At 45.5% G+C, this 11956-nt stretch carries 8 protein-coding genes; 1 reads left to right on the plus strand and 7 read right to left on the minus strand.

Going from position 1 to position 11956, the window contains the following annotated elements; translation table 11 throughout:
* The first annotated feature begins 88 nt into the window (after positions 1-88).
* The gene (locus G633_RS0109920) at positions 89-1234 is read left to right on the plus strand and encodes a glycoside hydrolase family 88/105 protein (protein ID WP_026519806.1); all 1146 of its coding nucleotides are present in this window, start codon (positions 89-91) and stop codon (positions 1232-1234) included.
* Here G633_RS0109920 and G633_RS0109925 read toward each other — a convergent pair.
* From G633_RS0109925 to G633_RS0109955, 7 genes are all read right to left on the minus strand, one after another.
* Complete coding sequence (locus G633_RS0109925; RefSeq protein WP_026519807.1) at positions 1224-3209, minus strand: glycoside hydrolase family 31 protein; 1986 nt, start codon at positions 3207-3209, stop codon at positions 1224-1226. The two genes, G633_RS0109920 and G633_RS0109925, sit on opposite strands and share 11 nt — an antisense overlap.
* Positions 3210-3215: 6 nt before the next feature.
* Positions 3216-5162 (minus strand): glycoside hydrolase family 127 protein, encoded by a 1947-nt coding sequence (locus G633_RS0109930; protein ID WP_026519808.1) that lies wholly within the window; start codon positions 5160-5162, stop codon positions 3216-3218.
* Positions 5163-5286: 124 nt separating this feature from the next.
* Positions 5287-6582, minus strand: coding sequence for an ABC transporter substrate-binding protein (locus G633_RS0109935; RefSeq protein ID WP_026519809.1), 1296 nt, complete (start codon positions 6580-6582; stop codon positions 5287-5289).
* 106 nt (positions 6583-6688) lie between these two features.
* Positions 6689-8464, minus strand: coding sequence for a cache domain-containing sensor histidine kinase (locus G633_RS0109940; RefSeq protein ID WP_051200096.1), 1776 nt, complete (start codon positions 8462-8464; stop codon positions 6689-6691).
* Positions 8465-8548: 84 nt separating this feature from the next.
* Positions 8549-9394, minus strand: a complete 846-nt coding sequence (locus G633_RS0109945; RefSeq protein WP_026519811.1) for a carbohydrate ABC transporter permease — start codon at positions 9392-9394, stop codon at positions 8549-8551.
* Complete coding sequence (locus G633_RS0109950) at positions 9394-10293, minus strand: carbohydrate ABC transporter permease (RefSeq protein WP_022769688.1); 900 nt, start codon at positions 10291-10293, stop codon at positions 9394-9396. The genes G633_RS0109945 and G633_RS0109950 overlap by 1 nt, the downstream gene beginning before the upstream one ends.
* A 107-nt stretch (positions 10294-10400) precedes the next feature.
* Positions 10401-11924 carry a response regulator transcription factor gene (locus tag G633_RS0109955; RefSeq protein ID WP_022769689.1) on the minus strand — a complete coding sequence of 508 codons (1524 nt, stop codon included), beginning with the start codon at positions 11922-11924 and terminating at the stop codon, positions 10401-10403.
* Between the last annotated feature and the right edge of the window lie 32 nt (positions 11925-11956).

The following is an 11956-nucleotide window of genomic DNA, read 5'->3' on the forward strand; positions in this document are numbered from 1 at the left end:
AAAATAGTATATCATATTTTTCCTTAATGTGATAAAATGTAAGCACTTACATTTTGATAGCAAAAGACAAATTTATTGGGAGAAAACTATGACAAGGGAAGAAGCTTTTAAGATGCTGGATGAGTACGTGGACTACCTCCTTGAGAAGTCCGACGCCGAGCATCCCTTTTGGAACATTGAAAAAATCGTCAGTGGCAAGCCCAACAAGTGGAACTACATTGACGGCTGCATGATCACTGCTGTACTGTCCCTCTACGAGATGACAGGTGACAAGAAGTATCTCGATTTTGCAGACAACTTCATCGGCTGGTTTGTCCAGGAGGATGGCACAGTTAAGACCTACTCCACCGAAGAATACAATCTGGACAATATCAATCCTTTCAAGAATCTCTTTAAACTCTATGATCTTACGGGAAAAGAGAAATACAGAAAGGCCATGGATATCGCAAGAAGTCAGCTGGATACCATGCCAAGGACCAAGGCAGGTAACTTCTGGCACAAGAACATCTACCCTTACCAGGTGTGGCTCGATGGCATGTACATGGCACAACCCTTCTACATGGAATACGAGAAGCGCTACAACAAGATGCAGGGCTGTCTTGATTCCTTCAAGCAGTTTAAGAATGTAGAAGCTCTTATGAAGGATCCAAAGACTGGTCTTTACTACCACGGATACGACGAAAGCCGTGAAATGTACTGGGCCGACAAGGAGACAGGACTTAGCCCCAACTTCTGGCTAAGAGCCCTTGGATGGTTCACGGTAGCTTTGGTTGATACCGCTGATGCAATGGACGAGTCCATGTACTACGAGAAGCGTTATCTTCAGTCCATGTTAAAAGACCTTGCTGATTCCCTCATCCCTTTCCAGGACGAGAGCGGAATGTTCTATCAGGTTGTTGATAAAAAGGATGACGCTCGAAACTACCTCGAGACTTCAGGAACAGCGCTTATAGCTTATGGACTTTTAAAGGGTGTCAGACTCGGATATCTTCCTAAGAGATTTGAAGAGATTGCCATGAAGGCATTTGACGGCATTACAAACACCTACCTCTCAAGAAATGAGGACGGAACTCCAAAGCTTGGAGGCATCTGCCTGGTGGCAGGCCTTGGCGGTCCTCAGCACAGAGACGGATCTCTTGAGTACTACTTCTCAGAGCCCGTTGTGGAGAACGAAGCCAAGGGCGTTGCACCTCTTATTCTGCTTTACACAGAGATTTTAAGAATTAACAAATAAGAACTTTTTCATAGACAGGCATGTCTTCTAAAGGAGCATCTACAGTGATAAACTGACCGCCATCGATGGCCGTGTCAGTGCCAATGCGTTTCCAGCTGCAGCCCTTTGGAAGATATACCTGTCTTTTTCTTGCTCCGGATTCAAATACGGGTGCTACCATATATTTATCTCCAAACATGTACTCATCTTCTACATTCCAGGCAGTTTCATCCTCAGGGAATTCATAGAAGAGAGTTCTCATGATCGGGCTACCCTTTTCATGGGATTCCTGCATGATTCCTCTGATGTATTCCCTCATGGACTCACGCAGCGCAATATACTTTTTGCAGATCTCAAATACTTCCTCACCATAGCTCCAGATTTCGTTGGGAGCCCCGGATCTGCATGCTGCTCCGCCCGTCTGCCCATACTGAGGCTGGCGGGGTTCTCTGTCACCATGAAGTCGCATAACGGGAAGAAATGCTCCCCACTCAAACCATCTTGCAAAGAGCTCTCTGAACTCAGGATCATCAGGATTTCCTCCATGGAAGCCTCCTATGTCTGTTGTCCACCAGGGTATTCCTGCGATTCCCATGTTAAGACCTGCTGAGAGCTGGTTTCTCATGGTATCAAAGCTTGAAGCGATATCTCCTGACCATACTAAAGCACCGTATTTCTGGCTTCCTGCCCAGGCACAGCGAAGCAGGTTAACGATATTCTCCTGGCCTTCTTTCTCCATTCCCTCGTAGAAAGTTCTTGCGTATTCCACAGGATAGATATTTCCTACTTCCAGGTCCGTTCCCAAAAAGTATCTGTAGTTATCGAAGTCATAGACCGTGTATTCAGGCTCGGCTTCATCAAGCCAGAAGGTCTTTATTCCGAGGTCGTAATAGTTCTTTTTTACCTTATCCCAAAGATATTTCCTGGCCTCGGGATTGGTTGCATCATAATGAATGGTAGCACCCATGAAATTGAGACCTGTCCTGAAGCCTCTCTCGGTACGGATCAGGTATCCCTTCTCCAGCATTTCATCGAAGTTCTCACTCTCCCTGTCCACTGTAGGCCATATGGAGACCATGAGCTCTGTGCCCATGTCCTTTAGCTCTTTTACCATGGCCTCAGGCTCCGGCCAGTAGGTCTTGTCAAACTTCCACTCACCCTGCTTTGGCCAATGGAAGAAATCACACACGATCATATCAAGAGGAATTCCAAGTTCGTGATACTTTCTCGCCACACCAAGAAGCTCTTCCTGAGTCTGATACCTTAACTTGCACTGCCAAAAACCAAGTCCGTACTCAGGCATAACAGGCACAGTCCCCGTAACCTTCGCATAAGCATTTACGATCTCGGCAGGGGTATCTCCAACTACAAACCAGTAATCTATATACTTGGTAGCATAAGCCTCAAAGCTCATGATGTTCTTGCCAAAGACAGCCCTGCCCACAGCAGGGTTATTCCACAATATTCCGTAGCCCAATGATGAAAGTGCAAAGGGAACACTTGCCTGAGAATTTCTGTGAGCAAGCTCAAGGTCACACCCCTTGAGCTCCATTTCTCTTTGCTGATACTGCCCCATTCCGTAGATCTTTTCCCCCGGGTCAAGGGATTCAAAGCGCATTGTCACATGGTAGTCCCCCGCCACATTAGGCTGAAACTCTCTGCCCTCAACCTCAATGGAGCTGCACTTCGGATCCGTTATATCTCTTCTGTTTCTCCAGTATTCCTCAAAGACTCTGGTGCCATCTTCCTTGCAGATGACTATTTTGCCGCCGTTTGAAATTGTGAGATGAAGCGCTCCGTTTTTAAGCGACGCTCCGTTCTCAAGCAGCTTTATTTCTCCGCATTCCTTTTGTGGTATCGAAAGAGCCCAGTCGCTATCAGGCATCTCTTTATACTTGGTTGCACGGACTCTGACAGCATTCTCCCCCCAGCTCTCGATCCACAGTTCCTCTGCATCATAGTGATATATAAGTCTGTTGCCATCTACCCTCAGCATATACTCTTACTCCTTCTCGTTTAGCCAAACACGCATTTCGTTGCGACCCCTGTTTGCCCAGGCGTAATACGGTATCATCTTTATCTTTGCAGGCTCAGACGTTTCAGCCTTGGTTGTTCTATAAAGTCCGCCTTCTCTTGCAGCTACAGTTCTAAGGCCGTCAGCTTCTATAACTTCTACCCCCTCAAGAAGTTCATCCTGCCAGCTGCACTTAAGCGCAGCGGATTTAGGAAGCATGAGAAGGTGCAGATTATCTCCGTTATCTACTCCTTCTGCACAGAACACCTGAGGTCCTCTTGCGATACTTACCTTATCAACATCCTCGGAAACAAGAGGGTTTGCATACCATCTCTTCGGTGTCATGTCGAGTTCAAGTGTTACGTGCGTTTCTCCACTTCCGGCCTCGATGTACCAGTAGCCGTTATCGGAAATTATATCAGCCTTTGCTCCGTTAACTTCGCCGCTGTTTTCCTTAGACCATCCCGGAATCCTTATGCCGACTCTCATGGCCTTATTTCCTGTATTATTTATGGCAAAAGAGATTTTTCCGTCCCTCGGGTAATCGGCATCAATATCAATTGTCAGCTTCCCGCCTTCATATTCCTTCTCCATTTCTGATCTGATGAACAGATTTATAAGGACTGAGTCTCCTTTGTCTGAATAGATGTAGTCCTCAACCGATGCGATGAGTCTTGCAAGGTTTGGCGGACAGCATGCACATCCAAGCCAGTCGGGGCGCACCACTTTCACATGGCTCTTTGTCGGGTCTTTTTCCGACTTCTCCGGAACAACCTCCAGAGGATTAACATAGAAGAAATGTTTTCCATCCAATGCCATTCCTGCAAGAGCTGTGTTATAAAGAGCTCTTTCCATCACATCACCAAACTCACCGTCTGCACTGAGCCTCAGCATCTGTCTTGCAAAGAAGATGAGTCCTATTGATGCGCAGGTTTCGCAGTACATGGTATCGTTGGGAAGGTCATAGTCCAGGGTAAAAGACTCCCCGTTTACCGTAGAGCCGATTCCTCCCGTGATAAACATTCTTTTATCTACTATATTTCTCCAGATCTTTCTGCAGACTGCTTCAAGGTCTTTATTGCCTGTTGATGCAGCAACATCTGCAAGAGCAGTACACATATAGACAAGTCTTACAGCATGTCCCTCGGCGCTGTCCTGTTCAAGGATTGGTGCGTGAATCTGGAAGTATGTCAGAGGTGCATTATAAAGACCTCCGATTGCAGGCTTACCTGTATCTTCTCTGAACTGTCTTTTGAAAAAGTCAGGGTCCTGTCCCCTTTGAAGCAGGAAGTACTCTGAGAGCTTCAAATATCTCTTTTCCCCGGTGAGATGATATAGCCTCATGAGTCCGATCTCAACTTCCTCATGTCCGTCACATCCATGGATCTTGCCTTCTTCAGGTCCGAAGGATGCGTCTATGTGATCGGCGAGCTTAATTGCAATATCCAGTGCCTTCTTACTGCCCGTTGCCTGATTGTAAGCTACTGCTGCCTCGATAAAATGTCCTGCACAGTAGAGCTCATGGCTCTCTCCAAGACGCTTGTACTTGTGGTCCGGCTCCATGATGGTAAAGTAGGTGTTCAGATATCCGCTCTTTTCCTGGGCATCTGCAATAAGGTCCACCACTTCATCGGTTATCTTTTTAAGATCATCATCCCAGTGATTCTTAAGTGTGTAGGCTGCTGCCTCGAGCCATTTATATACGTCGCTGTCTTGGAAGACCCAGCCATAGTGCTCTCCCTTCGTTCTTCCGGCAGCTATCTTAAAGTTCTCGATGGCATGGCTCTTCTCACTCGGGATCGATGCATCGTTTCTTTCCTTCTCGATTTTGATATCAATATCGTCGTTTAATACCTTCCACTGATACGGTATCATTCCGGTCCTTACAAGCTCTTTATACCTGTTCCAGAATGTATCGTTTACAACGGTCTTCATTCATTCTTCCCCCTTCGTATGAAGCGTTTTGTTTAATTGTACTATATTAAGTACGGGCAGAGATAGCTCTCTGCCCGCATAAAATATAGCATTTTCATCCATTTAAATTACGGTTTGGATAGGTTTAGTTGCCCAGAATTCCATCAATGGTTGCTTGTGCTTCTGCTGCTGCAGCATCAGGTGCACTCTCACCTGTGATGACCTTATTGAATGCAAGGGATATAGCATCTGAAATGTCAGGCCACTCAGGAAGAGGTCCTCTTGCATTGGCATACTTCATCTCATCTACAAATACCTGATAAACTGCATCGCCCTTGAACTGTGTCTCTGCGATCTTGGAATCTGATGAGATGTATCCCATGTGATCCATCATGTAAAGACATGTATCTCCGCTGGTTGCATACTGAAGGAATGCGATAGCTGCTTCTTCGTTGCCGCCTGCAATTACTGCGTAGTTCTCACCGCCAAGTCCTGATGCCTGCTGCTTATCCTGAGGAATAGGTGCAACGTTCCAGTTAAGGTCAGGCACTTCCTGACGCATTGTAGGGATCTGCCATGTTCCGTTGATCATCATAGCAAGGTTTCCTGAAATGAACTGGTTCATGGTATCGCCCTGTGTCCAGTTGATTGCTTCCTTAGGGAATGCTCCGGATTCAACAAGACTCTTTTCGAACTCAAGTGCCTTGATTCCGCCCTCGGAATTGATCTCATAAGATGTCTGGCCTGTTGACCATACCCAAGGAAGGAAGTTGAAGGTTCCCTCTTCGTTCTGAAGTGCGCAGTGTGCAAATCCGTAAACGTTGCCCTTTGTTGTCTTCTTAGCTACGTCAAGGAGCTCATCCCAGGTCTTTGGAACTTCACATCCTGCGTCCTTAAGCATATCTTCGTTGTAGAAAAGAACAAGGTCGTTACTTCCGAATGGAACACCGTAGAGTTTTCCGTCAAGTGTGCAGGAATTAACAGGTCCCGGATAGTAGCTGCTTACATCAAATCTGTCTGTGATATCTGCAAAGATTCCCATTGCAGCGTAGGATGCGTGATCCGGATTATCAAGGATTACGATATCAGGAAGTTCTCCTGCTGAAGCTCCGATGGAGAGCTGTTTCTTGAAATCTGCAAAAGGTACGTATTTAGCCTGAACCTTGATGTTTGACTGCTGGTTGTTGAACTCCTGAATGATGTGATCAAGAGCTTCCTGATGTCCTGCTGTCTCCCAGTAATACCATATTGTTACATCACCTGAAGCTTCATCGGATGCAGGTATTGGATCTGCTTCTTTTGCTGTTGTTTCTGTCTTGGTCTCTGTTTCTCTGGATGCTCCCTGAACTCCCGACTGCTCTGCCTGTGCTGCTCCGCAGCCTGCCATCATGGAAATAACCATTACGGCGCTAAGTACTGTAGCCAATAACTTCTTTTTCATGTGTCCCTCCTTATTGTTTGGTACATTATAAGTTTTGCTTACAATGGAATTATCTCCCATAAATAAGGAGTAAAAAACTCAACAAAACTTAAAAAGGATGAATTTTCTAATCTGTTTTTTTCTTAAGGGGAATTTCGATAATAATAAGGCTTCCTTTTTCCCTGCCGGGCTCTGCTCTCATCTTCCCCTCATTGCCGTAGTACATCTCAAGCCTTGTAACCACGTTACTAATGCCGATGTTTGTATTGCCCTTCAGAGTCTCAAAGTCGCGGCTGTTTATCTTCTCTATGATATCCGGAGCCATTCCTTTTCCGTTATCCTCAATGGTTATCTGAAGGAAATTATCTTTGCAGCCCACATAGACGCCAAGCCTTGCATCTTCCTGATCCGGAGTAAAACCATGCTTGATCGCATTCTCGATAAAGGGCTGCAAAAGGAGCTTGTGCACAATGGCCGTCTGGGCATCAGGCTCCACAAAAGCGTTGTAGGAAAAACTGTTCTTAACCCTGTACTGCTGAAGATAAATGTATTTCCTTAGCCATTCCATCTCATCTCTTATGGTAACTTCCCCGTTGCTGTTCACAATGGCGTATCGCAGAATATTGGCCAGCGCACTTATAGCATTACTTATGTCATACTCATCCTTATCGATAGCCATCCAGTTAATGGTATCCAGGGTGTTATAAAGAAAGTGCGGATTTATCTGGGCTTCCAGCGCTGCAATTTGAGCTTCCTGCTGTTTTGTAAGAGCCACGTTCAGTTTTTTCATCATGTCGTTAAAGGCATCTGCTATGGTCTCAATCTCCGCCGGCATCGCTTTGTCTTTTTCCGCACGGACCGAAAGATCTCCGTTTCTTGCCTGCTTCATTCTTCCTGTCACGTAGTTGACGGACTTAACAAGATTAGCAGAAAGACCTGTGGACATAAGCACAACCAGAGTCATCGCCAGAACTCCGATGATAGCAACCAAAACCAGCTGCCTTCTCTGAAGACGGGTGAGCTCAGAGAGGCTTGTTACATTCACAACGTCCCAGGAGAGCTTCTCATCATGCATCACAAACACCGCCGCTTCTCTTGCCAGCTGAGGGTAATTCTTCTTTAAAAAGAGATCGTAGTCGGAGACTCTTTGTTCCTCAGACCCGGACATGTCCGTCACAGACTTTCCAATAATTTCCGACTCATCTCCGAAGGTGACAATCTGTCCCTTATCATCAACGATAAAGTTAAATATCCTGGTATCATCGCTGGAATTAAGGCAGATATCCTTAAGGAAATCCTCATCCACACTTACGATAACGACTCCGCAGTCCTTGGTCAGGGACTTGTAATCAATGATCCTGTGAGCCATGTGAAACAGGTAGTAATCTTTTTTGGCAAAGTTGGTTCCAAACTCCGTGGGATATAAGTGAACTCCGTTGTCCTGTTCAATATCCTTATAGAGTTCCTCCTGAGTCTTGCTGAAATTATCAAGCCAGGAACTTTTATAGGTGGCAGGCGTCATCTGCTCGTAGGTAACCAGCTCTCCTCCGGGAGTTATCACCGAAACCGCCCTGATGTAGTCCTTGGTGTAAAGGAGCGAACTCATAAAACGGCGCATCTGTTTTACCGCCACAGCTTCATTGGTACCCTCGTCAATCTCGAACACCCACTTGACCATGTTGTCATCGGTGTAGAGCTGGTAGAGCACATCCTCATAGGCTTCAAGGGAAATATTAAGATTGTTATCCAGCTGCTTTAAGCTGCTCTTGGACATCATCTCGGTGTTCCGTGAAAGAGTCACCGACATGCTTATATAGGAAAAGACTCCCAGAATGATGATAGGGAGCATGCTCGTCAAGATAAAGACCCTGATCAGTCTGTTGCGCAGGCTCGTTTTTTTCATACTCTTCTCCACCCCAAAAATGAAAAATCAGAGGATAATATCTCCTCTGATTATCATATATTCCGCGGGCTAACCTTTCAAGAATTATCCCTTAACGGCACCGTTTGTCATTCCGCTTATTATATAGTTCTGCATGAAGATAAAGATCAGCGTGACCGGTATGATGGCCACGATCGCAAAGGCAGTCAGATAACTCCACTTGGTTCCGTACTGGCCCATGAAATTAAAGATACCGGCGGTGATAGGTCTTTTCTCCTGATCCAGTATGAATGTCATTCCGTATGCCAGATCTCCCCAGGCGTAAAGGAATGAGAATATCGCGCACACGATAACACCTGGCTTAGCAACCGGAACAAGTATCTTCATAAACGCCATCATCCTGGTGCAGCCATCGATGTAAGCAGCTTCCTCCAGGGCCTTTGGTATCGATGCAAAATAGTTTTTAAGTATCAAGACGGAGAAAGGGATTCCGATGGTTGCATCTGCCAGGACAGGTGCCCACCAGGTATTGTAGATCTTCATATTCCTAAACATTATGAACATAGGAGTTAAAAGAACTGATACCGGCAGCATCTGTGTTACCAAAAAGCCCAGGAGCATAGCTTTCCTTCCGACAAACTTATATCTTGCGATGGCATAGGATGCCGGAACTGCAAGGACTACAGCTATCAACATCGCGCCTGTTGAAATAACAAAACTGTTAAAGAATGACTTGAACATGTTGAAGTCGCCATTCTCAATCTGAGCTGCGTAGGACTTGGTGTTGAGCTCATGCGGATACCATGTTGGCGGTATCATGAATATCTCTTTTTCTGTCTTAAATGATGTTATCAGTGTCCAGAACAATGGGAAAAGAAGCAGCACCAGTATCACAACGGATACGATACATAAGACCACATTGTTTTTTCCTGTTATTTTCTTCTCGTCCATCAGTCTTCCTCCCCCTGCATAGTGATCTTCAGATATAAGAGTCCCACAAGAAACAGTATCAGGAACAATACATTTGCAACCGTTGATCCTTTGCTGTACTGGAACAGATCAAAGGAAAGCTTGTAGGAATAGGTGGAAAGAAGGTGTGTCGAATTGACCGGTCCTCCTTCTGTCATTACGTATACAAGATCATATACCTTGAAGGTGTAGATAAATCCAAGAACCAGCACCGACTCAATGGTTGGGCGAAGGAGCGGCAGAGTTATCTTTATCAGCTGCTGCCAGCTGTTTGCGCCGTCAACCGAGGCGCTCTCGTACAGCTCCTGAGGAATCGTGGTAAGACCCGTCGCAAGGAGGATTGTGTTAAAAGGAATACCTATCCATACATTTGCAGCAACAACCGCGATCATTGCTGTCCTTGGAGTTGTCAGCCACTCTACATTGTTCTGTATCAGGTGAAGGCATTTTAAGATATAGTTGATGATTCCAACGTCTGTGGAGAACATGAACTTGAACATCAGCGCAGTTACCGTCATTGGCATCATCCAGGGTATCATGGTGAGTCCTCTGACTGTCTTTGCGAATGTGAAGTTCTTATTGAACAAAAGAGCCAGTAAGAATCCTATAAGGAACTGGAAGATAAGGCAGTAAATGGTGAACTTTAAGGTGTTCCCCATTGCCTTTCTGAATACTTCATCCCCGAATATCTGAAGGTAATTGGCAAAGCCCACAAAATGCTTCTGGCCGTGCACAAGGTTTTTTACCGATACGTCCTGAAAACTAAGAACGAGGTTACTCAGTATCGGATACCCAACAAAGATCAACATATATAAAAATGCAGGAAGAATGAACAACAATCCTGCATTTTCATATCTGAAAAATTCCTTTACTTTTTTCATCTTCTTCCCCTTTTCAATATCTCTTTTTCTAAATAATACCTTGGCAAAAGAAATATCAAAACACGATAAATCTGAAAAAGGTGGAATATTCTAATGTGGTTTTATTATCACTTAAGGGACTTTCTGTACTCGGCAGGGAGCTTGCCCGTAACGTCTCTGAAGACCTTGCTGAAGTACTTGGGATCGGAGTAGCCGACTCTTTCCGATATCTCCTTGAGCTTCATTGAAGTGCCCACCAAAAGCTCTTTTGCCTTGCTGATCCTATAGTTTCTGATGTAGGTGCTGAAGGTCTCGCCCGTTTCCTTGTGGAACTGGGTTCCTAAGTACTCCGGAGTTATACCGAGCCTGTCAGCAATTTCATCAAGCGTGATTCCTGTGTGGTAGAACTCATGGATCATGCTCTTAGCACGACGCACAGTAAGCGTCTCCGTATCGGAAGCCTCCTCACTGTCTTTCAGCATATTCAAAATACCCGCGCATACAGATGAAAGTTCGGATCGGAGCTTGGCGTTCATGATACCGTCCAGGAGCTTTTGCTGCTGAAGATCGGCTACTTTTTTGTTTCCGATGTCCTTGGCAATCTCAATGACAGACCAGATAAATCTTACAAAGCACTCCTTGATCTCTCTCGGGTCATAAACCTTTCCGTCATGGAAGCCTTCTTCGAATTCATCCATGAGCTTTTTCTGCTGAGGAAAATCCGATGCGCATATTGCTGTCTTCATCCTTGCTTCAAGGTCCTGCGGATAGACGCACAGTGATGTCTGCACCTGGGTTATCTTGGGGTAGGATATCAGAACGTCTTTTTCAAAAGAGATATTCCAGTCCATGTATGGGTATAGATCGTTTATCCCCTGGCTGATGCCACCAATGGAGGTGCATTCGGTAAAGCCCATGGCAGAGCTTCCCTCTAACTTGTGCAGCAGCTGGTACTGGATCCATCTCTCAAAATCAGCGGCGCTTTCATATTTATAGACTATTACAATCAGGGATTTCCTGTATTCAACGTCAAGGATCAGGTACTTAATGCCCTCATAAAATGAAAGAGAATTCGAGAGCTCTTTTTGCTCTCTCTTTGCACTGTTTTCATACTGATTCCCAAGGTAGTCACACAGGATTATGAACTTCTGATCTGCGGTTATTCCGTAATTTTTCTTTAGATAGTTAAAAGCCTCATCGTCAGCGGACATTCGCCCTCCGATTATATCGCGCATAACCTGATCGAGCGTTCCGACCGTAGCAGGCTTTTTTCTCTTATCCTCTTCCATCTGATGTCTGATGTTCTCGAGGGCTGTTGAAAAGTCAGATATATTAAGGGGTTTTAAAAGATACTCCGTAACCCCCAGTTTCATTGCAGTTCTTGCGTATTCAAATTCCGAGTAGGCGCTGAGTACGATGGCTTTAATGTCAAGGCCCTCATCACTGATGGCCTGTAGCATTTGAAGGCCGTCCATCTCCGGCATCTGCACGTCGGTAATGACAAGGTCGGGCTTTTTGGCCCTACAGATCTCAAGCCCTGCCCTTCCGTTTTCAGCTTCTCCCACTATTTCATATTCGTCTCCAAGTTTTCCAAGGAGTTTAAAAAATCCCTCCCTGATGCGGACTTCGTCCTCTACTATAACTATCCTCATTGCTTCTCCCCCACATGCTGCATAAAATGCAG

Source organism: Butyrivibrio sp. FCS006, from assembly GCF_000424525.1.
GTDB lineage: Bacteria > Bacillota > Clostridia > Lachnospirales > Lachnospiraceae > Butyrivibrio.

What these genes read in the sequence shown, in the direction of transcription:
- G633_RS0109920 (WP_026519806.1), top strand. Translation starts at nt 89, where the DNA reads ATGACAAGGGAAGAAGCTTTTAAGATGCTGGATGAGTACGTGGACTAC.
- G633_RS0109925 (WP_026519807.1), bottom strand. Translation starts at nt 3,209, where the DNA reads ATGCTGAGGGTAGATGGCAACAGACTTATATATCACTATGATGCAGAG.
- G633_RS0109930 (WP_026519808.1), bottom strand. Translation starts at nt 5,162, where the DNA reads ATGAAGACCGTTGTAAACGATACATTCTGGAACAGGTATAAAGAGCTT.
- G633_RS0109935 (WP_026519809.1), bottom strand. Translation starts at nt 6,582, where the DNA reads ATGAAAAAGAAGTTATTGGCTACAGTACTTAGCGCCGTAATGGTTATT.
- G633_RS0109940 (WP_051200096.1), bottom strand. Translation starts at nt 8,464, where the DNA reads ATGAAAAAAACGAGCCTGCGCAACAGACTGATCAGGGTCTTTATCTTG.
- G633_RS0109945 (WP_026519811.1), bottom strand. Translation starts at nt 9,394, where the DNA reads ATGGACGAGAAGAAAATAACAGGAAAAAACAATGTGGTCTTATGTATC.
- G633_RS0109950 (WP_022769688.1), bottom strand. Translation starts at nt 10,293, where the DNA reads ATGAAAAAAGTAAAGGAATTTTTCAGATATGAAAATGCAGGATTGTTG.
- G633_RS0109955 (WP_022769689.1), bottom strand. Translation starts at nt 11,924, where the DNA reads ATGAGGATAGTTATAGTAGAGGACGAAGTCCGCATCAGGGAGGGATTT.